The sequence below is a fragment of the Niveispirillum sp. KHB5.9 genome, assembly GCF_048066115.1.
Taxonomy (GTDB): domain Bacteria; phylum Pseudomonadota; class Alphaproteobacteria; order Azospirillales; family Azospirillaceae; genus Niveispirillum.
On record NZ_JBLTYX010000020.1, the window covers coordinates 87,699 to 112,861 of the forward strand.

Below are 25,163 nucleotides of genomic sequence, written 5' to 3' on the forward strand. Positions count from 1 at the left end.
GCCATGGCTGTCCATAAATTCGCGATAGGGGATGCTTGCCTGGAACGTTCCCCCGAGCAGGACGGGGAGGTGTTCGCCGGCAATGTCATCGATCAGCGCCACGGTGGACCGATTACCATCGGCTTCGGCCGTTACGGCCCCCATGAAACGCTGGTGGAAAGGATCGCCGTCCACGATGTGATGGTGGTCCTGGAAGGCCGGCTGTCGGTTACGACGCAAGCCGGCACGGTCGAGGCCGGCCCCGGCGAGATCGTCTATATGCCGGAGGGGGAGGAAGTCACCATCCGTTCCTTCGAACAGGGCGCCGTTACCGCCTATGTCACCTACCCACACTGGCAGGAAGCTCTGCAAAGCAAGCCTCGCGCGGGGGATGGGGCATGAAACTGACCGGATCGTGCCATTGCGGGGCGGCGCGCTTCACCGTCACCGCCTATGCCCCGGCCCCCTATCTGCGATGCTATTGCTCCATCTGCCGCAAGACCGCCTGGGGCAGTGGCTATGCCATCAATCTGGGCGCGAAGGCCGATACGCTGCAGGTAGAGGGGGCGGAGAACATCACGATGTTCCATGCCACCATCGACGGCAAGCAAAGCAAGGGCGAGCGGCGCTTCTGCCGGCACTGCGGATCGGCCCTGTGGGTCTATGATCCCGCATGGCCGGATTATGTGCATCCTTTCGCCAGCGCCATCGACAGCAAGCTGCCCACGCCGCCGGAGAATGTGCATATGATGCTGGCGTCAAAGGCGAACTGGGTGCAGGTCGACAAGGCCAATGGCGACACCTGCCACGACACCTATCCAAAGCAATCCCTGGAGGAATGGCATCGCGCCCATGGAATTATGGATATAGAAAGCTGATTTTTGACTTTCATCTCACACAGCTACATTCAACCTTCACCTCGATTTACTGCAAAATCTCTGAACATAAATTTGCCCAGGAAATGACCATCATTGCCATTTATAGGGAACATACGCAAACCTACAGCATTGTCTCGGTAGCATTGACCGAGGGAGGACGCCATGTCGGGGCCGGCACGTTACGAACGCCATGAGCAGCCGACGGGCGGTTGGGGTTCCGTCAAATCGTTGGTCAGGCATTCCCTCCGTCAGCAGGCACTTTCCAGCGCCGTCGGCCTTGTCCGCGACCATAACAAGGTCGGCGGCTATATGTGTACCAGCTGCGCCTGGGCCAAACCGGGGGAGCCGCACATAGCGGAATTCTGCGAGAACGGGGCCAAGGCCACCTTCTGGGACCTGACGGCCAAGCGCACCACGCCGGAATTCTTCGCCGATCACACGGTCACCGAACTGCTGGGCTGGGCCGATTACGACCTGGAGAATGCAGGGCGGCTGACCCACCCGCTGCGCTACGACGCCGCCAGCGATAAATACCTGCCGGTAAGCTGGGAAGAGGCCTTCGCAGATATCGGCACCAGACTGCGCGCCCATCAGCCCAAGGATGTGGTGTTCTATGCCTCGGGCCGCGCGGCGCTGGAAGCCTCCTTCATGTACCAGTTGCTGGCCCGGCTCTATGGCAACAACAATCTGCCCGACAGTTCCAACATGTGCCACGAGACGACGTCGGTGGCGCTGCCGCAGAGCATAGGCACGCCGGTCGGAACGGTACTGCTGGAAGACTTCGCCAAGACCGACTGCATCCTGTCCTTCGGCCAGAATGTCGGGACCAACTCACCCCGGCTGCTGCATAACCTGCAGGAGGTGCGGGAACGCCAAGTGCCCATCGTGGTTTTCAATCCGCTGCGGGAGCGGGGATGGGAGGCTTTCATCAATCCCCAGCGCATCGGCCAGATGCTGACCAACAGCCCGACCCAGATCGCCACCCAATATTACCAGCCCCGCGCCGGCAGTGACATCGCGGTCATGATGGGCATGGCCAAGGCCCTGTTGGCATGGGATGACGAAGCCAGATCCATCGGCAGCGAGCGGGTCCTGGACCATGATTTCATCGCCCGGCACACCGACGGCTTCGACGCTTTCGAGGCCAGGGTGCGGCAGACCGCCTGGGGCGAAATCGAAACCACCAGCGGCCTGTCGCAGGCTGCGCTGGAGGATGCGGCCCGCACCTATGCCAAGGCGAATGCCGTCATCGCCATCTACGGCATGGGGCTGACCCAGCACAAGCTGGGCGTCGACAATGTGCAGATGCTGGTCAATCTGCTGCTGATGCGCGGCCAGATTGGCAAGCCGGGGGCCGGCATCTGCCCCGTGCGCGGCCATTCCAATGTCCAGGGCCAGCGCACCGTGGGCATTTCGGAGAAGACGAAACTGGTGCCGCTGGACCGGATGGCCGAACGCTACGGGTTCGAACCGCCGCGCGAGGACGGCATGAACACGGTGGAGGCGTGCGAGGCTATCCTCGCCGGCACGGCCCGCGCCTTCATCGGGCTAGGCGGCAATTTCCTGCGCGCCATTCCCGAACATGAATTGATGGAACGGACGTGGCGCGACCTGGACCTGTCGGTGCAGGTCGCCACCAAGCTGAACCGGACCCATCTGGTGGCGGCGCGCACCACCTATCTCCTGCCCACCCTGGTCCGGTCCGAGATCGACGAGCAGGCGACCGGGCCGCAGATCGTGTCCAGCGAGGATTCCACCACCTGCATCCATGCCTCGCGCGGCAAGCACAAGCCGGCCGGCAATCATCTGCTGTCCGAGCCGTCCATCATCGCCGGCATCGCCAAGGCGGCCCTGCCGCCCAATCCCAAGGTGCCTTGGGATATCTGGGTCGGCGATTACAGCCTGGTCCGCGACGAGATCGAGAAGATATTTCCCGACAATTTCAGGGCCTTCAACCAGCGGCTCGACACGCCCGGCGGCTTCCCGCGGCCCATCGCGGCACGGCACCGCAAATGGGAAACCGATACGGGCAAGGCGAATTTCAAGCTGCCCAAGGCGCTGTCGGCCAGCTTCGACAAGGGCGAGGACCCCAGCGTGCTGCGGCTGATGACGCTGCGGTCGAACGATCAGTTCAACACGACCATCTATGGCTATGACGACCGGCTGCGCGGCATTCATGGCTCCCGCATGGTGGTGATGATCAACCGCGAGGACCGGATCCGGCTGGGTATCACCGAAGGCGGGATGGCGCGCCTGATCAGTGCAGCCGAGGATGGCATTGCGCGCAGCGTTGGCGGCCTCCAGCTCATCGATTACGACATCCCCGCCGGCACGCTGGCCGCCTATTACCCGGAATGCAACCCGCTGATCCCGCTCTGGCAATATGCCGAGGAGAGCAAGACCCCCGCCGCCAAGTCGGTCCCGGTCAGGATCCTCCCCGAATGAGACTGCCCCCGGAGCCAAGGAGCGGCGTCGCCATGGCGGAGCCTGTCGGCCTGACGGAGGCGGTGTTTTCCGGAATGGAGGAAAGGGCCGGCCCTTTTATCGGCCTTGACGGCCTGTTCGCGACCGTGGCGCCGGCCGGTGCTATGGGCATCTCCATGGGAACCGCCAGGAATGGGCCGCGCGGGGGCCGGCCATGATCGCGGCGATGAAGCTGCTGCACATCGCCGGGCTGCTGACTTGGTGCGCGACGCTGGTCACCCTGCCCGTCCTGCTGCATGTCCATTACCGTGCGCGCAATCCGCGGGAATACCGGGAGTTCCGCCTCATCACCCATATCGGCTATGCCTTCATCGCCACGCCATCGGCCCTGGTCGCCATCGCGGCTGGTACGGCGCTGATGTTTCTGGCGGAGATTTACGATCCCTGGTTCCTGACCAAGCTGGCCTTCGTGGCGGGTATGGTGCTGGTGCATATGTGGCTGGGCCATCTTGTCCAGCGGTCGGGCGACGAGGACGGACCCAGCCGCGCGATGCGGCCGCTGATCGGGCTTTACCTGACCGTGCCGCTGATCCTGACGGTTCTGCTGCTGGTCCTGGCCAAACCCGACCTGGGATGGGTACGGGACGAGATGCCCGCCTGGCTGCTGGCCCCTCAAGGGGGATCGCTATGAGCCTTGTGCGTGCCCACCCCGTAATCGAAGACCAGCTTGCCGCCGTGCCAGCCGGTCATGGCGGTCATCCCGGCAGCCAGCATGGACAGCAGAATGCCCCAGGGCAACACGGTGCCGGCCGGATCGCCCAGCCGCAGGCCCCAATTGCCGCCCAGCAGCGCCAGCAGCATCACGGCCAGGATGAAATGCGTCCAGCTTGCCGCCCGGATGCGGATGCCGGGCACGATCAGCAACTCCACCATCCCGACGACACCGGCCAGCAACCCCATGATGAAGCCCACACCCGCCGCCCACAGGCCGGCGCGCGGCCAGAACAGATCGCCCGTCCACCAATAGAGCGCATCGGCTCCCAGCGTGCTGAATGTCAGGGCGATGGGATATGTGACCAGCATGGCGTGGATCGGGTGGCCGGCAATGGCGACACGGCTCTCGGTCAGGCGGAAATGACGATGTTCGTTGATCGGGTCGCGAAACCGGCTGCGCTGCTTGCGGGGCTTGGTCGCGGTGTTCTCGGACATCGACGCGGTTTCCTTGACCGTGGGCCGGCCTCTGCGTCCAGCCCCGTCAGGATCGAACGGTTCGCACTCCTGCTGGTTCCCCTGCTGTCGGGATGTTCGGGACCTTTATCGACCCTGCAGCCGCAGGGACCCGCCGCCGAACGCATCGCCGTGCTCTGGTGGATCATGCTGGCGGGGGCGACGGCCTTGACCGTGCTGGTGCTGGCCCTGGTCACCATCGGCTTCCGTTCACCCGCCCGGCAACCGGCGGAAAGGTTCTGGACCCATGGCATGGGTGTGGGCTTCACCCTGGTCATACTGGCGGCCCTGGTCGGTGCGGGCCTGTGGACAGGGGAAAGGCTGCTGCCGCGCCAAAGTGTGGATGTCGTTCGGGTCGAGGCCGTCGCCCGCCAATGGGAATGGCGCTTCCGCCAGCCTGACGCCACCGGCGCCATGGTGGAGACGGTTGGCCGGCTGCATATTCCCGCTGGCCGGCCCGTCGATGTGGTGATCACATCCGACGACGTGATCCACAGCTTCTGGGTGCCGCAGCTTGCGGGGAAGATGGACGCCATTCCCGGCCGCGCGAACCTGCTGCGTCTGGAGGCCGGGCAACCCGGCCTCTATCACGGCCTGTCGGCAGAATTCTCCGGCACCGGCTATGCCGGCATGCGCTTCGAGGTGCTGGCCTATCCGCCCGACGATCCCCCGATCCTGCCGAAAGGGGATGACGCGCCATGACGCCCAATCCGCCACAGAGCGCCCTGCGCCTGCATCGCGAATTATCGAGTGTCTGGGGCCGCCCGCCCGGTCTGCGCGGTTTCCTGTCCTCCGTGAACCATAGCGAGATCGGGCTACGGTTCATGATCGCGTCGTTCTTCTTCTTTTCGGTCGCCGGCCTGCTGGCCATGCTGATCCGCGCGCAATTGGCGACACCGGACGGCGCCTTCCTGGATACCGCGCAATACAACCAGATCTTCACGATGCATGGCAGCATCATGATGTTCCTGTTCGCCATTCCCATGCTGGAAGGGCTGGGCATCTACCTGCTGCCCAAGATGCTGGGATCGCGGGACCTGGCCTTTCCCCGGCTCTCGGCACTTGGCTGGTGGTGCTACCTGTTCGGCGGCACCATCCTGCTGCTGGCCCTGGCCGCCGGCGTGGCGCCGGATGGCGGCTGGTTCATGTACACGCCCCTGTCGGGCAAGGAGCACAGCCCTGGCATCAATGCCGATGTCTGGCTGCTGGGCGTCACCTTCGTGGAAATCTCGGCCGTATCGGCGGCGGTGGAGATCACCGTCACCATCCTGCGCATGCGGGCACCGGGGATGAAGCTGACCCGGATGCCGCTGATGGCCTGGTATCTGCTGGGCACCTCGGTGATGATGCTGGTGGGCTTCCCGCCGCTGATCCTGGGATCGATCCTGCTGGAGGTCGAACGGGCCTTCGACTGGCCGTTCTTCGATGTGGCTCGTGGCGGCGACCCGCTGCTCTGGCAGCACCTGTTCTGGCTGTTCGGCCATCCGGAAGTCTACATCATCTTCCTGCCCGCCGCCGGCGCCATCTCCACCATCCTGCCGGTGATGTCGCGCACCACCATCATCGGCTATGGCGCCATCGTCGGCGCGATCCTGGGGCTGGTATTCCTCAGCTTCGGGCTGTGGGTCCACCACATGTTCACGGTCGGCATCCCGCACATGGCGCTGGCCATCTTCTCCGCCGCTTCAGCCCTGGTGGCGGTGCCGACGGCGGTGCAGATCTTCGCCTGGATCGGCACGATGTGGAAGGGCCGGCCACGGATGCGCCTGCCCATGCTCTACCTGATGGGCTTCTTCGCCACCTTCGTCATGGGTGGCCTGACCGGCGTGATGCTGGCCATCGTGCCCTTCAACTGGCAGGCCCATGACACGGCCTTCGTCACTGCCCATCTTCATTACGTCCTGATCGGCGGGTTCGTGTTTCCCATGATGGCGGCGGTGACCTACTGGATGCCGCTGATCACCGGGCGCTGGCGGATAAGGGGATTGGGTCTGGCCGCCTTCTGGATGGTGATGATCGGCTTTCACGGCACCTTCTTCATCATGCATCTGACAGGGCTGCTGGGCATGCCGCGCCGGATCGACGTCTATGGTGCCAATCCGGAATGGATATTGCCCAACCTGATCAGTTCGGTCTTCTCCTTCATCATGGGTGCCGGCTTCGCGCTGTTCGCGGTGGATCTGATCCTGCAAAGCCTGCTCGGCCGGCGCACCAGGCGCGATCCCTGGCAGGCCGGAACGGTGGAATGGGCCATGCCCATGCCCGCACCCGACTACAACATCGCCTCGCTGCCCCTTTCCGACAGGGCATCGGCCCTGGAACTGGCACGCGGAGAGGGATTGCTCCCCGGTGCGCCACGCGGCTGGCGGGAAACATTGGTGGTGTCGATCATTGATGGACGGCCCGACCACATCGCCGTCCTGCCGGGCAATACGCTGCTGCCCATCTTCACCGCCATGGTGATCGGCGCCTTCGTGCTGCTCATGCTGTTCGGCCTTTACTGGCTTGCCCCCGTTGGATTGCTGGCCATCGCGCTTGCCGCTTGGCAATGGCATCGCTGGACCGGTGCCGCCCAGGATCACCCACCGGTGGAAGCCGCCCCCAGCCTTACCCTCCCGATGAGCTGGCATGTGCCCAACGGCCTGGCCCGTACCGGCCTGTATTGCGCCCTCGTCGCCAACGGCACGCTCTTCGTCTGCCTGCTGTTCGCCATCGGCTTCCTTTCCCTCATCGCTCCACCGGGACCGGTCCCGCAAAGCGGCCTGACCGGAAGCCATGCCCTCCTTGCCGGCATCGCGCTGCTGGCATTGGCGGGGGCGTCGGCATCGGCACACCGGCAACCGGGCGTAAGGGCGATGGCCGGTGCCGCAAGCCTGCTGGCCGCATTGGCCGCCCTGGGCCTGCTGGCCCCCATGGTCGACGACCCGACCCGCCATGCCCGCGACGCGCTGCGCGCCCTGGCGCTCGGGCATATCCTGCTGCATGTTTTCGTCAGCCTGTTGCTCGCCATCCTGTGCCATTGCCAGCGACGCGACGGTCGCATCGCACCGGGCCGTGTCGCCGCCAGCCCGATCTGGCGCATGTGGCAGGATTATACGCTGGCCACCTCCGCCATCCTGATAGCCATCGTGGCGGGACAGGAACTCGCCCGATGAACTGGCTGCTGCGCGCCCTTCTCGGCCCGACCCTATGGGCGGTGGCATTCTCCGGCATCTACGCCCTGCACGGGTTGGGGTGCGCGCGCGGCTGGCCGGCCATCGCCACCTCGTTCGGCAGCCTGCACCACCTCCTGCTGGTTTCACTCTGGGGAATTTGCGTCGGATTGGCGCTGATCATTCTTCTGCGGACACCCATGGGCACCGGCAGGGCCGCCGAGATCGCCCGGATCGGTGGCTGGATCGGGGTCGGCGCCACCATTCTGACCCTTCTTCCCATCCTGGCCGTCAGCACATGCGGACCGGAAACCGCGTTTGCCGCCCTCTTCGTGAAAACGGCCTCTGCAACAATTTGACCCCAGGCAATGTTGTTGGTCTGTACAACCGGCAGGAATGGCAGCGATGGAACCAACAACCCTGATGCTGATCTATTTCGTCATTCCGGTCTGGTTCTTCGCCGGGTTCGCCGACTGGATATGCCATCGCGCCAGTCATATCGAACGGAACTCAGGCGTGAAGGAAAGCCTCATTCACCTACTCATGTATGCCGAGGTGGCTGTGCCGCTGCTGGCCTGCCTGTTCCTGGAAATCAATGCCCTGATCATCATCGTGATGATCATCGCCTTTCTGGCACATGAAGCCACCGCGCTCTGGGATGTCAGCTACGCGGTTTGCCATCGCGATGGTCACACCGCTGGAACAGCATGTGCACAGCTTCCTGGAAATGGTGCCGCTGATGGCCATTCTGCTGGTGCTCGCGGGCCATTGGGAGCAGTTCCTGGCCCTGTTCGGCTTCGGCCCGTCCGGCACCGATTTCAGCCTCGCGTGGAAAAGCCAGCCCCTCCCTTCCACATATCTCGCCATTGTCCTGACCGCAGCCGCGTTCATGGAACTATTGCCTTATCTGGAAGAACTGGCGCGGGGATGGCGTGTCAGACGGATGCGCCAGCAAGGGCTTCGGAGTGATGAGCCGTAACCGCATCAAACGCGCGGCGTCAGGCAGGCGTTTCAGCGAGCAGCGTGATAACGGCAGCAATGCGGCAGGGTTCCGACAGCAGCGGAACGAAATTATGGCGAACAAAAACGAAATCACGGAACGGAAACCCGCCGGCACCGTTCTAGGCGTGCGGGCCTCGTCCCCCTGCAGATATGCGGGCGAGGCCCGACCTAATCCAATCAACCCAGGAGTGCTGCCAATGCCCAGCCAGCCCAAGGACCTGAACGATCTTTTCCATGAAACGCTGAAGGACATCTATTTCGCCGAGAAGCAGATCCTGCGCGCCCTGCCCAAGATGGCCCACAAGGCCAATGGGGAGCAGCTTGCCCAGGCCTTCGAGCAGCACCGCACGGAGACGGAGGGCCAGATCGAGCGCCTGGAGAAGGTGTTCGAGATGATCGGCAAGAACCCGCGCGGCAAGACCTGCGATGCCATCATGGGCATCATCGACGAGAGCAAGGAGGTCATGGAGGATTTCGCCAACAGCGACGCGCTGGACGCCGGCATCCTGGCGGCCGCCCAGGCCGTGGAGCATTACGAAATCAGCCGTTACGGCACCCTGATCGCCTGGGCCGAACAGTTGGGCCTGTCCGATGCCGTCCCGCTGCTGGAGGAAACCCTGGCGGAGGAAAGGCGCACCGATGTGCTGCTGAGCAAGCTGGCGCTTGCCAGTATCAACGTCAAGGCGGCCGCCTGACCGGCAGGCAGCCCCCAAGGTCCGTGGCCTTGCCGGCATCCAGGGTCGGCAAGGCCGGTGGGCGGGGCGGGGTTATGTGAAACATGGACACAGACGGTAAACTGTCCTTTGGTCCCCTGCCCCGGCGCACGGTGCATCTGTGCATCGATATGCAGCACCTGTTCGCGGAGGATACGCCCTGGCATACCCCCTGGATCAGCCGCATCCTGCCGCGTGTTGGGGAATTGTCCAGGGCGAAGGCGGCCCAGACCATCTTCACGCGCTTCGTGCCGCCCCATAGCGCAGCCGACGCGCCGGGTGCCTGGCAGCGTTACTATGAGCGCTGGGATGAGATGACCACGCAGCGGCTGGATACCGATCTTCTGGAGTTGCTGCCGCCACTGGCCGCCCTTGTCCCGCCCGCGCGCATCTATGACAAACGAACCTACTCACCCTTCGCCGACGGCACGCTGGCGAGCTGGCTGCAAGGCCAGGGCGTAGAGGCGCTGGTAATTTCCGGAGCGGAAACCGACGTCTGCGTGCTCGCTACCGTACTGGCGTCGGTGGATTTGGGCTTTCGCACCATCATCGCGGCGGATGCCATCTGCGGTTCCGCCGATGAGACCCACGATGCGCTGGTCCGCTTCTACCACACGCGGCTGTCGGAGCAGGTGGAGATCACGTCGGTCGAAGCCATTCTGGAAGGATGGCACCCGTGAGCGCGACCTGCGCCGAAAGCGATCTGCCGCTCGCCGCCCCCCTTCCACTGTCCTTTGGAGAGCATCATGACAACCGATAAGCATCAGACCGAAGCCGCTTCGGCAGCCCCGCTTGACCGGGGCGGGAGTGGCGGTGGCAACGCCAACTCCGTGAACCCGTCCGGTCCACAATCCCCGGCTTCTGGTTTTGAAGCGGTCGAGCAGGCCGCGCAACGGGCAGCAGCCGGTGACACGGGCTCATTGTCGCCGCTCCCCGCGACCTTCGCGAACCTGGAGAAGGGAGGGGTAGGCAATCCCTCCGATACAGATTCCTTATCATCCGCCACCGTTTCCGATGATCTGGTCGCTCCGGACCCAAAGCAGGCGGCCGCAACGGCCATGCATGAACAACAGAATGAACTCCCTCCGGAGCGCAGGAACGATGGACAGGAGGATCGCCCCGCCACTGCCTCCACCGTCGAGGAGGAGCTGCTGCGGGGAGGAGCCGGCAACGCGGCCGCCGCACGTGCCAGGCAAGCCCCGGCCAGCAGGCCCTTCCGCCCCTGGCTGCCCATCGCCATCCTCGTAGGATTGGGTGCCATGCTGGCTGCCTGCAGGCGTTAACCTGCCAGGAGGACGGCTCAATGACCAATCATGCGCGTCAGCTGGCGCTCGTGACGGGGGCGGCGTCCGGCATCGGTTATGAGCTTGCCCGCTGCTGTGCCCTGCACGGCTTTGATCTGGTGGTCGCCGCCGACAATCCCGACACCCATCGTGCAGCCGGTAGCTTCCGCCAACTGGGTATCAACGCGGATGCCTTGCATGTGGATCTCGGCACCTCCGAGGGCGTGGACCTTCTTCTGGCGCAGACGGACGGCCAGCCGATTGAGGTGTTGATAGCAAACGCCGGCCTGGGGCTGACCAGACCCTTCATGGTCCAGAGTTTCACGGACATACAGCGGGTGATTGAGACCAATGTCACGGGTACGTTGCGTCTTATCCAGAGGGTGGCAAGGCCTGGCCCGCAAAACGCCGTCTATAATGGCACGAAGGCATTCATCGACTCCTTCTCCCATACCTTGCGGGAGGAGTTGCACCAGGATGGCATCACGGTCACCTACCTCAAGCCGACCCCGGCCATGGCCGGTTTCGCTTGGCAGGCGGAGGTGGGAGACGCAGCTGTCGCCCGCGCCTGCTTCAAGGCATTGATGGAAGGCGAGGCGGAAATCGTCATCGGCTTGGCAGGAGAGGTATCATGAAGCGCTATGCCTATGGCTGGATCACCCTGGCCTTCTTCCTCGTCTCCATTTTCGGCCACTGGGCTTTCGGCTGGTTCGTTTTCGTCAATGACGCGGCCGCCCACGGCCAGACACCGGAGATGGCTACGTTCGCCATGCAGATGGGCCGGGAAACATTTGAGAACTGGCAGTCGGAGTTCCTTCAGCTCCTCTGGCAGGTGGGCGGTCTCGCCTATTTCCTTTACGCCGGCTCCCCATCCTCAAAGGAAAATGACGACCGCATGGAGGCCAAGATCGACACGCTCATCCGCCTTCAGGCCGGCTCCAAGGCGGAGGATTTGATCATGGAACTGGATGAACGCTATCTGCGCCATCATGGCCATGCGAAGCCGGTAAGACATGGCGAAATGCCGGTCAGGATAGATCCAGGTTACGATATGAAGTAAGTCGGCTGAATATGAGGCCGATAGAACGAAATTTCATCATTAAATTAAACTCATACAAAGAATGAAATTAAAAGATTCTCAAATAAATATACCACCAGTTTCAAATAATATTCCACACTCAATCACGAAATAATTTGGAATTTTCTGTGCTTTTTTGGGAACCATACTGTCCTCTTTGTGTTCATTTTATGTGACCGCCAGACAGGAGCATGTCGCGTCATGGATCCCAAGAAGCCAAACAAGGGCGTCGCGTCAGCGACGTCCGCCGAAAGTGGTGCATCCACAGAGGAAACGCCCCATCCCCAATCTCTTGAGCAACTGCGCAACGACCAGCAAGCCCTCATAGCCGTGCTGGAAAAGGAGGCGGACGCGTCGGATGCATTCGCTCGCTGCCTTGATCATCTCGACACGATTGATCGCCTTATCGTCCCGGTGCTGAAGAAGGCCAACGTGCCGGAGCCGGAACTGCGGCGAACACTGGTCCGGCACGACTTGGCGCGGGTGCTGCTCGCGGATCTGCGTTACGGCCGCCAGGATGAGGAAAGCCGGAATGCAAAGCAGGCTGTCCTGGCCCAGTTGATGGCAGCTCTCGGCAAGCAGGAGGTGGCGGATGACAGCGGCATCTTCGCCCTCGCCGCCGCCAAGAAGGCCGACCTTGAAGAGATCGCGCCGAAAATCGCGACGCGCAAGGGCGCGTCCCCGAAACAGGCGGAGACCAAGCAACCACGAACGCCGGCGCTGAGCATTCTCCGCCTCGACATGTTCGGCCGGCAACATGATATCCCCTCGGAGGAATATCCCATGGCACGCTACCAGAATGACCGTCCCCGCGACGATGATGGCCGCTTCACCAGCGGGTCGTCCGGCGGCCGGTATGACCGGGATGACGACCGCCGCTACGCCGGTGGCGGGTACGGTGACCGCGACTACCGGGATGACCGTTCCTATGGCTACGGCCGCGACGATGACGACGGTCGCCGCTATGGCGGGGGCAATGACCGCTTCCGCGACGACCAGGGCCGCTTTGCGTCGGACGACGATTACCGCGGTTCGCGCGGTAACCGGTACGAGAATGACGATCGCCGCTACGGTCGGGATGACGATGATGACCGCGGGCGTGGTTGGCAAAGCGATGCGCGCGGCCGCGCCGAAGCGTCCCGTCGCCATGACTATGACGATGATCGCGGCTACAACAGCCGTGGCCGCTCCTCAGGCAATGATCGCTCCCGCGATGACCAGGGCCGTTTCACGTCGGACGATGACCGCAACTATAGCAGCCGCGGTCGCTCCTCGGGGAACGACCGTTTACGTGACGACCAGGGTCGCTTCGCGTCGGACGACGACCGGCGCTATGGCAGCCGCCACCGTGACGATGATGACAGCCGTCGCGGCCATGGCGGCTGGTTCGGTGACCCCCGCGGCCATGCCGAGGCGTCCCGCCGCGGGTGGGAGAACCGCCGCTGAGTAGGGCGGACCGGTTCGAGTGAGAGGAGAGCCGCCGCCCCCTACGGCGGCTCTTCCGCTTTTCCCGAAAGCCATCGCGGCGGGAGGCATATGATGACCAACCTGAACGACGCCCACACCCGTCAGCCGACCTTGTCAGGCCAGCGCGCTGTCATCACCGGGGGCACCACCGGCATCGGCCGCGCCATCGCCGTGCTGCTGGCAAGCCATGGAGTGAATGTCTTCATCTGCGGCCGGACGCCGGAACACCTGGATGACGCGCTTACGCGCATCCGGGAGGTTGGAAAGGGCGATGGCATCGCACTGGACCTGGCGGAGAAGGGCAAGGTCGATGAATTCTTCGCGGCAGCGCACCGCTATCTCGGTGATCTTGATATCGCCGTGGTGAATGCCGCCGTCGCAGCCTCCGGCCTGTCTGAAATGTCGGATCGCGAACTTGATTATGCCATCGCCACCGATTTCACGGCCTATATCACCAGTTGCCATGCGGCTTACGAGATCATGGGGGACAAGGGGCATCTGGTGCTGATCGGGTCCACCAGCGCCCATTCACTGTCTGCGAAATCCACCGTCTACGCCGGCATCAAGGCCGGCATCGCGGGCTTCGCGGAGGCGCTGACGAAGGAACTGGGCGAGAAGGGTATCAAGGTGTCGCTGGTGGAGCCGGGCTTCACCAGCGCCGACATCCACTATCCCGACCTGCCAGCGGAAAAACAGCATGATCTGATCCGCGAGCACAAGATGCTGCGGGCGGAGGACATCGCTGTCGGCGTGCATTACCTGCTGACCCAGCCCGACCGTGCTGTCGTTCAACAACTCGCCATCGTTCCACGCAGGAAATAAGGCCCGTCATCAAGGCGGACATCAGCTTTTGGAGTTCCCGACCCAGTTGCCGTTCCGCAAATCCCAATTCCGAAGTTACCAGGAGGCTGCAATGACCGATCTCGATCAAACCCGGCCCGGCGCGTCCCGCCCGCCGAACGAGGGTGGGAACCGGGCGGAGCGGTTCCCACCCTCACCGGATGATCCGGCCGGAACGGCCGACAGGCACCGCATCGATATCGACCATGGCGCCATGAGAGACAAGGTCGCCTTCCCCGACCCTGCGGCAGCACCCCTTGGCACTGACGAGGAAGCCGGTGGCAGCCCTGCCGCTGCCCCGATCCCGACCTTATCGGAGCCCGTGCCGGGAGATGCGGAGGCCAAGACAATCTCGGGCGAGCCACGCAGCCGCGCCCATCATGGTTGGATGCCGATCGGCCTGCTGTTGCTGGGCCTGACGGCCCTGCTTGTGACCTTCCTGGATTGAAGCCCTGGCTCCCCGCGCAGATGTCCGATCATGCAGAACCCCGCAAAGGCACGCCCAGCCCTGACCTGGACGAAGCGGAATTCCGGCGCCGCTTCCTGGCCCAGTTCCCGGACCCGGCCTTCGATGCCCTGGCGGATGAGCTGCACCGCATTGCCAGTGCCGCCTGGGATGCCTACAGCCATCACCGCAAAAGCCCGCATACGCGCAAGGCGGGTGCAGAATTTCATGATCCCGACTACGAGCTGTCAGTGGATTGGATCGCCGCTCGCGATGCCATCCGCGCGGCACAGGATCAGCACGGCCAACAGGGCGGACCCAGCCGCTTCCTGCTGGTCAGCGGCTCCTCACGCAGCGAGCATACCTGTCCGGGCGAGATGTCGAAATCATATCGCCTGGTGCAGCTGGCGCGGAAGGTGCTGGAGGAAATTCCCGACACCATCGTGGAGGTGCTGGAGCTTGATCGCCTCACCGCCGAATACGGGCGCCATATCCACCCCTGCAAGGCCTGCTTCTCCACCACCGCACCCCTCTGCCACTGGCCCTGCTCCTGCTATCCCAACTATTCGCTGGGCCAGACGCAAGATTGGATGAACGAGATCTATCCGATGTGGGTCCGCGCCCTTGGCGTGATGATCGTAACGCCGGTGAACTGGTACCAGGTGTCCTCGCCGGTGAAGCTGATGATGGACAGGCTGGTCTGCGCCGATGGTGGCAATCCCGATCCGACCCGGACCCAGGGCAAGGATGCACGCCTTGCCAAGAGGCTGGAACTTGATGGCTGGGACTATCCCCGCCACCTTGCCGGTCGCGCCTATTCAGTCATCGTGCATGGTGATGTGGAAGGGGCGGAGAACGTGCGGCGCAGCCTGTCGGACTGGCTACGCTTTATGCAGCTGGTACCGGCCGGCCCGAAGGCGGAGCTGGACCGTTATATCGGCTATTGGAAGACCTATGCCACCAACCATCTGGAACTGGATGCCGACAAGACGATCCAGGAAGAGGTCCGGAACGCAGCCCGTACTCTGGCAGAAGCTGTTATGGCCACCCGCACGGGCCGGCAGGTTTCCGCCGGCAACACGCTTCGCAATCCGCGCCAGAAATAACCGAAGGCTCCTTGCTCCACCAACTGGGCAATGATCGTCCCCCCGATCAGCCCTGCGCTTTCCTGCGGCGGGTTTCCCAACCCTTCTTTGCCGCGGCCGAGCGTTTCCCGTGGCTCTGGCTGGAGCCTGACTTGCGGCCACCCTTGCGGGAGGAGGAGTGGTTGTCAGGCTTGCCGCGACCCGAACCCGACTTGTTGCCGCCACCGGATTCCTTGTTCACCGTCGCCCAGGCCCGGCGTTCCGCCTCTTCGTGGCTGACGCCGCGCTCCTCATACCCATCTTCGATATGCTGGGCCTTGCGCTTCTGCTTGTCGGTATAGCTGGATTTGTCGCCTCGTGGCATGGCGTCCTCCCTGGTATGGTCGGAACCCGAAGGGATATTTCAACAAGCAGCCGCAAGCGGCGACATCCGGATGGACCGATGGAGCGGCCGGGTCGGACGGCGGTCGCCAACCGCTCCGCTGCGATTGAATTCAGGCGTCGCACAGCCCGCCGACTTCAGGATGGTGATCACCTCAGCCATGGAGACATTCAGGACCTCCGCGGCTTCTTCGTTGGAAAAACCTTCCATCAGGACCAGGAGCAACACTTGCCGCGCACGCGTCCCGGCGCGCTGCTCCTGATTGAAGAGATGGGCGTAAAGCCGGGTGTAAAGTTTGAACAGCCCGACCCTGGCGCTGGAGGCCGGTGGAAGCGCACCATGCTCGGCGGTTACAATGTCCATCACCGCGTCCACATAGGCTTCGGCGGCCTCCCGGCTGCCCGACATCGCCTCGGCATGCCGGCGCAATGACGGCAACTGGACCTCGATGGAACCGCGACGCAAGCGGTGGATGGTCTGCATGAGTGAAGCGCGCATGCTCCTCGCCTCCCTTGGATCAGTTCGGGTGGGCCGTAGCCCGTCGACCGCTATCAGGCTGGCAAACCGAGGAAACGGCAAGAAAACTTCCTGATTAAGGCCCCGCTAGCGCCATCGGGATATTGCCCGTGGTTGAAATGCACCTTCGGCCTATGTGAACGGCTTTAGCCATTCACCAACCTGACCCTACGTGCAATCCCCATCTGCGATCAAAGGTCGCCGCCCATGCCGACACTCAGATGCCTTGCGCGGATGATCGCCGGAGGCACCCGGCCATCATCCGTCAGCCGTCCGTTCAGTGCTTTTCGCCCGTGGCCAGGTACTGCCGCATGATGGCGGGCAAATTGTCCTCCATCCATCCCGCCATGGCCAACTCCTCTTCCAGGATCTGTTCCATTGTTGCGGCGATGCCGGGTTCCCCGGCCGCGTTCGCCGCCAGGATAAGCGCCTTGTAGTTGATGATCTCGAAATACTCGAAGGCGGCACCGTAAACCGCGTCCTTTACGACCTCGTCGGAAGCGAAGATGCCGGAAATCGCTTGGCCGATGCCCGCGATGGCCCCGATGCCGGTCTTGAGCAGCGAGGTGTCGGCGTCAAGCTGGTGCAGGCACAGTTCCACCTGGGCCGCCTGGTTGCGGGTCTCGGCCACATGTTGCTGGAGACGCGCTTTCAGGGCGGGATAATCCTCCAGCCGGTCCGCCGTGGTCTTCAGCATCTTCTCCGCCTGCACCTCCATGGCGTAGGCGTCGCGCAGCCAGTCGATGAGGTGTTCCCTTGGCGTCGTCATGATCAACTCCTGTTGGGGAATGCTGGGGGCGCACCAACGGTTATCGCCCGTCCGGTCCGTTGCCGGCACTCGGATCAAACGGTTCTCACGACGCATCCGTTCCCGTGGCTGACACTGCGGTCGCGCTATCCGCCAATACCGGCCATTCTCCCGGCTCCAGCGTTGCCAAGCGTGTGAACTCGGCCTCGCTCATCCGGACAGCCAGGCATTCGCATCCAAAGACGACGCGGTCCCGCGAAACCGCACGGAGCTGTTCGTTGAGGCCGCCCACATCGCTTGTCGCCACCACGACGTAGCTGACACGGCCCGATGCGCATTCAAGCAGCGCCTCCACCGCCTTGCCCAGCAAAATGCCCCTGTCGTCGCGCACCTTCAGGCCTGCGATGCCCGTGCCGGTAAACAGGGTCGGTGCGGCCGAGCGGCGGCTGGCGCGTTCCGCGGATCGCCCCCCTTCCTCATATGTGCGTTGCCTCCCCAACCAGCGCCACACGCCGACCAGATTGACGACGGCCAGAAATGCGTTCGTGGCGAGGAGATCGGCCTGATCCGACACCAACCCCACGATCGACCAGCAAACCGACCCCAGCAGGAAGACGACGAAGCCCCAGCCGGTGACGCGCGCTCCGAGATTGGCTGCGGTCATTGCGGCTGCAACCATGGTTGCGATCGATGCCGTCACGCCAGCGATCGTTTCCAACTTTCCTGCCTCCTCGGGTGGATATCCATCATGCCCAGGTTCGATCTCACCCAGCGCGTCTGCTGGCCTTGCGCTTCAGCCGCCGTGCATTGGCCATGGCCTTGCGGTGAACAGGAGCCAGCGCCGTCGAGCCCAGCCGTGCCGCCGCGTCGATGGAGTCCAGCGTCAGTTCCGCCATCCTGTTGCCGAGATCGGCCATCTCGCCCGGTGTTGGGGAACGCCCGCGCAGAGCCATGCCGCCCAGATGTTGCATATGCCCGATCCATAACGACTGCGCCTCCCACCAGGCGGCGACAATCGTCGATCCAGCGCGTGAGAACGCGTCGACCTTCTCCGGCACCATCTGCGCCAGTTCGACATGGTCGCCGGTAAGGGGGGATCGCATCGCGGCTTCGATGATCGAGGTCCGCGTGGCAATCACCGCGTTGGCGGCACCCAGCGTCTCCATCGCACGCATGCAGGTTCCCGTCATCGACAGGCTTGCCGCCATCAGGCGGCTCCAACTGGAAACAGGGTTGAACATCTTCATCCTCCATCTGGAAGCGTTGAAGCGGGCAAGCCGCGTCCAGCCCGCCGCAGAAGCGGCATGCGGCGGGCCAGGTCGTTGCGGATGGTGGTTGCGGCGACGGCGCCACCTCCCATCGCCTGGCTGATCTGGTCCAGGCCCAGCACGACGTCACCGGCTGCATAGAGACCCGGGATGCTGGTGCGCTGGTGGGCGTCGACCACCAGACATCCATCCTCGGAGAGGGCCGTACCCAAGCTGCCGGCCAGTTCCGAACGTATGTGGGAGCCCAATGCCGGATAGAGCGTGTCGAAGCTGGTTGCGACATCGTCGATATCGAGGTCGATCGTCTGTCCCCGCGGCCTTATCCGGCCGCATGTTCCGGCAATGGCGATGCCGGCCTCCGTCAACCGTCCCCGTTGCCCGTCGGTCAGCGTATGTCCTCCGCCAGGAGCCACGAGCGTGACATCGACCGAATAGCTCCTCAGGAACAATGCCTCCGCGCATCCGCGCTCCCCGGTGCCCAGCACCGCGATCCGTCGGTCGGTCACCTCGTAGGCATCGCATACGGGGCAGTAGCGCACCAGGCCGTCCGCCAGGGCGGCTCCATGGTCTTCGTTGTCCATGCCCTCCGGCCGCCGATTGACCACGCCGGTCGCCAGCAGCACGGCCCGCGCCCGTATCCGACCGGGGCCGGCCCACGCCATGAACCCCTCCGCCGTCCGAGTCAGCTCCGTCACCGTGCCCGTTCGATGTTCGGCGCCGTAGCGATCCGCTTGCCGCCACATGCGGAAGAGCAACTCGGCGCCTGATATGCCCTCCGGGAACCCGGCGTGGTTGCGCGTCAGCGGGATCAATGCGGCGCGGCTCTGCCCGCTGTCGATGACGGTCACGGAAAGGTGGTAGCGGGCAAGGTATATCGCGGCCGTCAGTCCGGCGGGGCCGCCGCCGATGACCAGGCAGTCCCGATCGGTGGCATCGTGGTCTTCCATCCGCACACCTCTCGAATCTGCCATTTGATCGTCCCGGCCCCGCGGTCCGATGCATCGGATGTCGGCATCGACCTCAGTCCGCAAGTCCCGGCGTTAGCCCACCCGCCAATGCCTGGACCTCCGCCACCGGTGCAGGATGCGACGTGATCAGCATGGCGTTCATGTCGACCCAGTCGGAAACGAGGCGAAAAGCGGCGCGCAATCCCGCCCAGCCGCCCATGTCGACAGGTTGGGAAACAATTGCTTGGGGCATGCCCGGCAGCACTTGATCGGAACCAATGCCGGGAGCCAGGATAGCACCTGTGCCACCCCCCGCCGCAAAGGCGGCGCTTGTCGCTGTGAGGAAGGTGCGTCTGCTGACCCCTGCCATTTTTCCCTCCTCCAATACCAGGATGCTTCGGGGTAACAATGGCAGCGCACGAATGTTCGGGAGCCTGAGCTTGCTCATCCGACCTCATCCATTCGAATATGGCGGGCTCGCCTTGGCTGAATGGTTTCTGCCGCATCAGCTTGGACAATGGAGAACGAAACCTTCACAGGAAGGCCCTATGCTGGATAGGGGATGCTTTGGGGCACGGTCTACGTCCCCTTGGTGCATGGGTGTTCAACGTTTGGGTTCAAGATAGCCATGCATGCCCATCCAGCGCTGGAAGGCATCGAACCATCCGGTGCTTGTGGTCTGTTTCCGATACATCCCGAAGCCGTGTCCGCCCTGTTCATAGAAATGGAACTCGACGGGCTTTTTCGCCGCTCTCCAGCTTTCGATCAAACCGAACCCGTCATTGCTGAAAAGCGGGTCGTCGGCTGCCAGTGCCACGAACAGCGGCGGCGCGGCGGCGGGTACCGTCACGGGGGCCAACGGGCCATAGATATTGGCGATGAAGGCCGGTCTGGCATCCTGGCCGGACAGTGTGGTCGCCATCGTCAGCATGGCGCCGGCGGAGAAGCCGATCATGCCGATGCGGTCGGGATCAATCCGCCATTCCGCCGCGCGCCGTCGGATAAGGGCGAAGGCGGCACGGGCATCGGCGATCTGCGGAGCGATGCCGGCGACCATCTGTTCCGGATTGGGCCGGGGCAATCGTGCAGCCCCTGAAAACATCTCGCGCATCGCCTGTTCAAACGCCTGCATGTCCTGCGGCGTCTGGTTCAACCGGTATTTCAGCACGAAGGCGGCCACACCCTTGTCGGCCAAGGCCCGCGCGACGTCCCACCCCTCATTGCTCATCGACAGGGTGCGGAACCCGCCGCCGGGTGCGACGACAACCGCCGTGCCCGTCGCCTTTGCCGGATCGGGCAGAAAGGGCGTCAGTGTGGCGGTGGTGACATTGCGCGCGAAATGGCTGCCATACTGGCTGTGCCAGGATTCCGGCACCGTCGCACCCGGCAGTGGCCCCGTCCCCAACTCGATGGCCTCCGGCTGGGCCGGGATCGCGATCGGCGTCATCTTGTCGTTCTGCGCCTGGGCCGGCAGCGACAGGTAGACGATGGCGGCCACCGCGGCGATACGGGCAAAGATGCGCCGCGCGCATCGCACGGCATGTGCTTCAAGGGCATTCGACCTCATGACATTCCCTCCTGTTCGGTCTTGTTGTTCTGGATTTATTGGGGCGGTGCCGACACCCCGGCCTCGGTCTGAACCACGGGCTTCATCAGGCCGTTGACGTCATATCGAAGATGCTCGACCGTCACCGCCCGACGGCCGAGGGCACCGTTCAGATCGCCGATGGCCAGTGCGGCATTATGCAGGAACAGGTACCAGTCGCCCTTGAACTGGGCGATGCCGGGATGGATGGTGAAACTGTATCTGCCCGACCCGGTCAATTCACCGCGATAGGTCCAGGGACCCCGGATCGTGGGGGCTGTGGAATAGGAGACCCGCTCGTCGCGGTGCTGGGAACGATCAAGCGAGGCATAGGTCAGGTAATAGAGATCGCCACGCTTGTGCAACCACGGCCCTTCCTCGAAATGCGGCGGCGTGATCTCGGTGATCGGACCATCGATCTCGATCATGTTGGGCTTGAGTTTGGCGATATAGCACTGACGGTTACCCCAGGCGATCCAGGTCGTGCCGTCATCGTCGGTGAACACGGTCGGGTCGATATCTTCCCAACTATGCGTGCCCTTCGGCGTCATATCGTTGGTGATGAGTGCCGAACCCTTGGCATCGACGAACGGACCCGTGGGATTGTCCGACACGGCGACCGCGATGGCCTTTCCCGGATGCGTATCGTCATGCTCGACCGCGGCATAGAGCCAGAACTTGCCGTTCTTCTGGATCGCCTGCGATGCCCAGGCGTCCTTCTTCGCCCAGGCGAAGTCAGCCACTTTCATGATGGGGCCGTGATCGGTCCAGTTCCGCATGTCGGTCGTGGAATAAACAAGCCACTCCCGCATGTTGAACATTTCGTCGCGCTGCGCCTCGTCATGCCCGACATAGAGATACAGCCTGTCGCCGACAACGAGCGGTGCTGGGTCGGCCGTAAACTTGTTGCGAATGATGGGGTTCGAACTGGATTGCGGTTCCGTGGGAACGTCAGCTCCAGCTGGAGCCGATAAAGTTAGCGCTAACAATCCAACTTGCAAAAGCTGCCAGCTGTTGGTCACGCGGCACCCTCCCCGGCTGTTTATAATTAATATTATATTATTAAACCTGATGAAATTTAGTATCAAGCTCTTCAATGCGACGACAACCGGATGCCCATGCCGCGCGCCCCTTATCGTGAACCGCGCCTGGATTGCATCGTTACCTTGTGCCATCGGCCCCTGAAATCGGCTATGGGCAGGCTTCACATTCCCCTGATCCGCCGGGAATCCAGTTCCACCACCTCCATCCCGATCGCCCTTTTCATGTCATCGAACGTCGTGCGCGCCTTCCGGACGCCATCATCGATCCATCCGGGCGGCTCGATCTGCCGGCCGACGAAGCCCAATGCGTCCAGAACGCGAGGAACCAGCGATGGTCCGACATGGTCGGCCCCGCGGACCAACCGATATTCATGTCCTATTCCGGCATCGAAAAGGATGCGATGCAGGAATTCCGTTCCTTGGTGGAGATACAGCATGTCCTGGTCGCCAACATCGAGATAGATGGGCAGATCGACCAGCCGCTTGGGATCGCGGCTGGCAATGGTGGCCGGGTTGTTCGCCGCCCAGTATTCGGGATCGACCGGCGAGCCGAACATCGGCTGGAGCAGCTTTTCCGGCCGCCAGAACCTGACACGCGGACCGATCTCATCCCAGGACAGGGTGGGCTCGATCGCGGGTTCCAGTGCCGCGACGGCGGCGAAGCTGTCCGGATGCTTGAAGGCCAACCGAAGGCTGCCCAGCCCCCCCATCGAGACACCACCGATGAAGCTGTGCCGCCGTTCCGCCGACACGGCCAGGCTGCCACGCAGATGGGGCAGCAATTCCGCCATGATGAAGGTTTCCCAGCGTTGCGACCCATCCCGGAAATCCATGTACAGGGATCGACGCGCGCTTGGCGTGGCGATGACCAGCGGCGGGATCTGGCCGGCGGTGACGGCCGCATCGATGGCGGGCGTGAAATGCTGCAAATCCTGGTCGCTGCCATTGCCGCCATGCAGGAAGAGCAGCAGCGGCAGCGGCCTCCCCTGATTATAGGAGGGGGGCGTATAGATGCTGACGGCGACGTCGCCTGGAACGTTCTCCGATCGCAGCGTGATCGCCTGCACCCTGCCCCCGGATAGCTCGGCGGTCTTGGCCCCAGCAAGGGCGGGCATGCTCGACATCGCGGCCATGGCGGCCGCAAATTTCCGTCGATTGATCACTGGCGGTCCTCCGTCGCGGCGAATGCCCGGGATATCGACCCGATGCTCGGGTCAAACATTAATTAGATTGTGAATAAATGAAATGGCTGTCAAGCCTCGCCTCTCCTATACTGGATCCCGCAACGGCGCGCGGGATTTGTAACGGCCACGAGCCGGGTCGCACGCAGACATGGAGAGGGACGCGCTTTCATGTTCGATGCCAAGGGGTTCATCCACGGCCGTGCGCTGCCCTATGTCGCGGCACTGTTCCTCATGGCCGCATTCCTTGCCCAGGGGCCAGCCCTTGGGCATCAAACGCAGCGGCAGCCGGCAGCTCGCAGCACCCTGGACGGTCCGGAGCCGGCGCGGTCCGGCGACGCCGCCTGGTTCGGCCTGCGCCTGCCGGAACCGGAAACGGATCCGGCAACGGGCGCGTTCCAGACGGCCCGCACCGATCTGCCCGCCCGTCCGGCGGTCTTCGCACCGGGCCCGATGGACCCGCTTTTCAACGGGGCCGCCCTGTATGCCGATGTCGCCACCATCGTCGGCTTTTCCCATGAAAGCCGGGCGGCGGGAGAATATCTGTGGGGGCGCATCACGGGCCGGCCGGCCTATGACAAGATGGCGGAATGGGTGGCTGCACGGCTGCGAGCCGCCGGCTATGCGGATACAAGCCTGGAACCCTTCCGCGCCACCGATATCAACCTGCCCGTGGCCGGTGAGGTCCGGCTGATCGGCGGCGCGGAGATGGGTCCGGGAAGCCGGGATGTCGTACTGCAATCGGCCATGGTGCAGGGGAGCGGGCCGGTCAACGGGACCGTCACGGCGCCGCTGGTCTATGCCGGGATGGGCATGGACGCGGATCTGGCCGGGCGCGACCTCCATGGCAAGATCGCGGTGATCCTGGCTTTCCCCGCTCCCAGCCTTTATGCGCCCATCCCTGCCCACCGCACCGAGGCCGCCATTCGGGCGGGGGCAGTGGGCGTGGTCGAAATCCTGGTCCAGGCCGGGAACCTGAAAAGCTTCGATCGCGACCGCCATGGTTGCGGACAAGGACTGTGCTTCACGGTTGGCGGGGAGGACGGCTTTTTCCTGCTGAACCTGCTGGGTGAGGCCGCGCGGGTGGGGCGAAGTGTCAATGCCCGGCTTTCCGCCCGGTCCGAAACACTGAATAAGGACGTGTCCAATGTCGTGGCCAAACTGCCGGGCAAGACCGGGCGCACCATCATCATCGATGCACATATCGACGGCTGGTTCGGCGGTGCCGACGACAATGCTTCCGGCGTTGCGATCATGCTGGCGCTGACCAAGCATTTCGCAAACGCACCAAAGCTGGAACGTACCCTGGTCTTCGTGGCCAGCGCCGGTCATCACAGTGCCGGGGCCAGCGGACTTGCCGCCTTCCGCGCCCGGCACGATACCGGACACGTGGCCCAGGCCGACCTTGTCCTCAATATCGAGCATCCGGCCCAGACCGCGACCATGCGATCCTATGTCGACCAACAGGATGACAATTTCGGGCGCAGGATGATCGCGGCATCGGGCGAGCTTCCCAAGCAGATCGCCATCAGCAACGGAGCTCCCTATCTGATCGACCTGTGGCGCCAAGGGATCGAATGTTTCGGGCTGGACGCGCAAAGGATTATCGACAAGCCGCTTCCCGGTGAATTGAAGGCGTTCATCCAGTGGCCGGAGATCCCGCAGACCCAGATGATCGCGTCGGGCGAGGTCTATCACACGACGGGCGATGACCTCTACAGCGTCCCGCCGGGGGGGCTTGAACGGGCCGCACGATTCTACGCGCATTTCATCGCGCAGGTGGCGAACGCACCCACCGGGCTGCTGCATGGCGACGCGTGGACGGCGGTGCGGCAATGTCCACCCACCCCTTGAGGTACCGGCCCCTTGCGGTGACAATGGTATGCGGTAGTCTGTGGACAATACCGACACAAGAACGAT

The 25,163-nt window shown here is 63.5% G+C and carries 29 protein-coding genes; 18 read left to right on the plus strand and 11 right to left on the minus strand.

Annotation, left to right across the window (positions count from 1 at the left end; genetic code table 11):
* Nucleotides 1-3: 3 nt before the first annotated feature.
* From ACM9HJ_RS24920 to ACM9HJ_RS24935, 4 genes are all read left to right on the plus strand, one after another.
* A complete protein-coding gene (locus tag ACM9HJ_RS24920; protein ID WP_416574490.1) occupies nucleotides 4-381 on the plus strand; it encodes a hypothetical protein in 378 nt (125 codons plus the stop codon).
* Nucleotides 378-857 (plus strand): GFA family protein, encoded by a 480-nt coding sequence (locus tag ACM9HJ_RS24925; RefSeq protein WP_416574491.1) that lies wholly within the window; start codon nucleotides 378-380, stop codon nucleotides 855-857. Before ACM9HJ_RS24920 ends, ACM9HJ_RS24925 begins: the two co-directional genes overlap by 4 nt.
* Nucleotides 858-1,019: 162 nt before the next feature.
* Nucleotides 1,020-3,302, plus strand: a complete 2,283-nt coding sequence (locus tag ACM9HJ_RS24930; protein ID WP_416574492.1) for an FdhF/YdeP family oxidoreductase — start codon at nucleotides 1,020-1,022, stop codon at nucleotides 3,300-3,302.
* 193 nt (nucleotides 3,303-3,495) lie between these two features.
* Entirely contained in the window at nucleotides 3,496-3,972 is a 477-nt protein-coding gene (locus tag ACM9HJ_RS24935; RefSeq protein ID WP_416574493.1) for a CopD family protein, read from the plus strand.
* Here ACM9HJ_RS24935 and ACM9HJ_RS24940 read toward each other — a convergent pair.
* Nucleotides 3,954-4,490 (minus strand): DUF2231 domain-containing protein, encoded by a 537-nt coding sequence (locus ACM9HJ_RS24940; protein ID WP_416574494.1) that lies wholly within the window; start codon nucleotides 4,488-4,490, stop codon nucleotides 3,954-3,956. The genes ACM9HJ_RS24935 and ACM9HJ_RS24940 overlap by 19 nt on opposite strands.
* A gap of 150 nt (nucleotides 4,491-4,640) precedes the next feature.
* Between ACM9HJ_RS24940 and ACM9HJ_RS24945 the strand changes: the two genes are divergently transcribed.
* The 13 genes from ACM9HJ_RS24945 to ACM9HJ_RS25005 all read left to right on the plus strand — a co-directional run bounded on the left by ACM9HJ_RS24945 (nucleotide 4,641) and on the right by ACM9HJ_RS25005 (nucleotide 15,594).
* Nucleotides 4,641-5,210: a cytochrome c oxidase subunit II gene (locus tag ACM9HJ_RS24945; protein WP_416574495.1), complete on the plus strand. Its 570-nt coding sequence runs from the start codon at nucleotides 4,641-4,643 to the stop codon at nucleotides 5,208-5,210.
* Nucleotides 5,207-7,663 carry a cytochrome c oxidase subunit I gene (ctaD, locus tag ACM9HJ_RS24950; RefSeq protein ID WP_416574496.1) on the plus strand — a complete coding sequence of 819 codons (2,457 nt, stop codon included), beginning with the start codon at nucleotides 5,207-5,209 and terminating at the stop codon, nucleotides 7,661-7,663. The genes ACM9HJ_RS24945 and ctaD overlap by 4 nt, the downstream gene beginning before the upstream one ends.
* Entirely contained in the window at nucleotides 7,660-8,019 is a 360-nt protein-coding gene (locus tag ACM9HJ_RS24955; protein WP_416574497.1) for a hypothetical protein, read from the plus strand. Before ctaD ends, ACM9HJ_RS24955 begins: the two co-directional genes overlap by 4 nt.
* A 326-nt stretch (nucleotides 8,020-8,345) precedes the next feature.
* Nucleotides 8,346-8,639, plus strand: a complete 294-nt coding sequence (locus ACM9HJ_RS24960) for a hypothetical protein (RefSeq protein WP_416574498.1) — start codon at nucleotides 8,346-8,348, stop codon at nucleotides 8,637-8,639.
* 220 nt (nucleotides 8,640-8,859) lie between these two features.
* A complete protein-coding gene (locus tag ACM9HJ_RS24965) occupies nucleotides 8,860-9,357 on the plus strand; it encodes a ferritin-like domain-containing protein (protein WP_416574499.1) in 498 nt (165 codons plus the stop codon).
* An 83-nt stretch (nucleotides 9,358-9,440) separates the two neighbouring features.
* Nucleotides 9,441-10,055, plus strand: coding sequence for a cysteine hydrolase (locus ACM9HJ_RS24970; protein WP_416574500.1), 615 nt, complete (start codon nucleotides 9,441-9,443; stop codon nucleotides 10,053-10,055).
* Nucleotides 10,056-10,121: 66 nt separating this feature from the next.
* Nucleotides 10,122-10,658 carry a hypothetical protein gene (locus ACM9HJ_RS24975; RefSeq protein ID WP_416574501.1) on the plus strand — a complete coding sequence of 179 codons (537 nt, stop codon included), beginning with the start codon at nucleotides 10,122-10,124 and terminating at the stop codon, nucleotides 10,656-10,658.
* Nucleotides 10,659-10,678: 20 nt separating this feature from the next.
* On the plus strand, nucleotides 10,679-11,293 hold the full coding sequence (locus ACM9HJ_RS24980; protein ID WP_416574502.1) for an SDR family NAD(P)-dependent oxidoreductase: 615 nt from the start codon (nucleotides 10,679-10,681) through the stop codon (nucleotides 11,291-11,293).
* On the plus strand, nucleotides 11,290-11,718 hold the full coding sequence (locus ACM9HJ_RS24985) for a DUF6766 family protein (protein WP_416574503.1): 429 nt from the start codon (nucleotides 11,290-11,292) through the stop codon (nucleotides 11,716-11,718). The genes ACM9HJ_RS24980 and ACM9HJ_RS24985 overlap by 4 nt, the downstream gene beginning before the upstream one ends.
* A gap of 219 nt (nucleotides 11,719-11,937) precedes the next feature.
* Nucleotides 11,938-13,182 carry a hypothetical protein gene (locus ACM9HJ_RS24990; protein WP_416574504.1) on the plus strand — a complete coding sequence of 415 codons (1,245 nt, stop codon included), beginning with the start codon at nucleotides 11,938-11,940 and terminating at the stop codon, nucleotides 13,180-13,182.
* Between the two features lie 93 nt (nucleotides 13,183-13,275).
* Complete coding sequence (locus tag ACM9HJ_RS24995; protein ID WP_416574505.1) at nucleotides 13,276-14,025, plus strand: SDR family oxidoreductase; 750 nt, start codon at nucleotides 13,276-13,278, stop codon at nucleotides 14,023-14,025.
* A 91-nt stretch (nucleotides 14,026-14,116) separates the two neighbouring features.
* Nucleotides 14,117-14,491, plus strand: a complete 375-nt coding sequence (locus ACM9HJ_RS25000) for a hypothetical protein (protein ID WP_416574506.1) — start codon at nucleotides 14,117-14,119, stop codon at nucleotides 14,489-14,491.
* A gap of 20 nt (nucleotides 14,492-14,511) precedes the next feature.
* A complete protein-coding gene (locus tag ACM9HJ_RS25005) occupies nucleotides 14,512-15,594 on the plus strand; it encodes a flavodoxin family protein (RefSeq protein ID WP_416574507.1) in 1,083 nt (360 codons plus the stop codon).
* A 46-nt stretch (nucleotides 15,595-15,640) separates the two neighbouring features.
* On the opposite strand, the gene ACM9HJ_RS25010 is transcribed toward ACM9HJ_RS25005, so the two are convergent.
* From ACM9HJ_RS25010 to ACM9HJ_RS25055, 10 genes are all read right to left on the minus strand, one after another.
* The gene (locus ACM9HJ_RS25010; RefSeq protein ID WP_416574508.1) at nucleotides 15,641-15,937 is read right to left on the minus strand and encodes a hypothetical protein; all 297 of its coding nucleotides are present in this window, start codon (nucleotides 15,935-15,937) and stop codon (nucleotides 15,641-15,643) included.
* A 39-nt stretch (nucleotides 15,938-15,976) separates the two neighbouring features.
* The gene (locus ACM9HJ_RS25015) at nucleotides 15,977-16,453 is read right to left on the minus strand and encodes a hypothetical protein (RefSeq protein WP_416574509.1); all 477 of its coding nucleotides are present in this window, start codon (nucleotides 16,451-16,453) and stop codon (nucleotides 15,977-15,979) included.
* A 295-nt stretch (nucleotides 16,454-16,748) separates the two neighbouring features.
* A complete protein-coding gene (locus ACM9HJ_RS25020; RefSeq protein WP_416574510.1) occupies nucleotides 16,749-17,240 on the minus strand; it encodes a ferritin-like domain-containing protein in 492 nt (163 codons plus the stop codon).
* Between the two features lie 85 nt (nucleotides 17,241-17,325).
* Nucleotides 17,326-17,937 (minus strand): PRC-barrel domain containing protein, encoded by a 612-nt coding sequence (locus ACM9HJ_RS25025; RefSeq protein WP_416574511.1) that lies wholly within the window; start codon nucleotides 17,935-17,937, stop codon nucleotides 17,326-17,328.
* A gap of 46 nt (nucleotides 17,938-17,983) precedes the next feature.
* Complete coding sequence (locus ACM9HJ_RS25030; RefSeq protein ID WP_416574512.1) at nucleotides 17,984-18,460, minus strand: hypothetical protein; 477 nt, start codon at nucleotides 18,458-18,460, stop codon at nucleotides 17,984-17,986.
* Nucleotides 18,461-18,462: 2 nt separating this feature from the next.
* The gene (locus ACM9HJ_RS25035; protein ID WP_416574513.1) at nucleotides 18,463-19,434 is read right to left on the minus strand and encodes an NAD(P)/FAD-dependent oxidoreductase; all 972 of its coding nucleotides are present in this window, start codon (nucleotides 19,432-19,434) and stop codon (nucleotides 18,463-18,465) included.
* Between the two features lie 73 nt (nucleotides 19,435-19,507).
* Nucleotides 19,508-19,882, minus strand: coding sequence for a twin-arginine translocation signal domain-containing protein (locus ACM9HJ_RS25040; RefSeq protein WP_416574514.1), 375 nt, complete (start codon nucleotides 19,880-19,882; stop codon nucleotides 19,508-19,510).
* Between the two features lie 156 nt (nucleotides 19,883-20,038).
* Entirely contained in the window at nucleotides 20,039-21,001 is a 963-nt protein-coding gene (locus ACM9HJ_RS25045) for an alpha/beta hydrolase (protein ID WP_416574515.1), read from the minus strand.
* Between the two features lie 35 nt (nucleotides 21,002-21,036).
* The gene (locus ACM9HJ_RS25050; RefSeq protein ID WP_416574523.1) at nucleotides 21,037-22,194 is read right to left on the minus strand and encodes a glycoside hydrolase family 43 protein; all 1,158 of its coding nucleotides are present in this window, start codon (nucleotides 22,192-22,194) and stop codon (nucleotides 21,037-21,039) included.
* 29 nt (nucleotides 22,195-22,223) lie between these two features.
* Nucleotides 22,224-23,177, minus strand: coding sequence for an alpha/beta hydrolase (locus ACM9HJ_RS25055; RefSeq protein WP_416574516.1), 954 nt, complete (start codon nucleotides 23,175-23,177; stop codon nucleotides 22,224-22,226).
* A 237-nt stretch (nucleotides 23,178-23,414) separates the two neighbouring features.
* On the opposite strand from ACM9HJ_RS25055, the gene ACM9HJ_RS25060 reads away from it, so the two are divergent.
* The gene (locus ACM9HJ_RS25060) at nucleotides 23,415-25,097 is read left to right on the plus strand and encodes a M28 family peptidase (protein WP_416574517.1); all 1,683 of its coding nucleotides are present in this window, start codon (nucleotides 23,415-23,417) and stop codon (nucleotides 25,095-25,097) included.
* Nucleotides 25,098-25,163 lie beyond the last annotated feature (66 nt).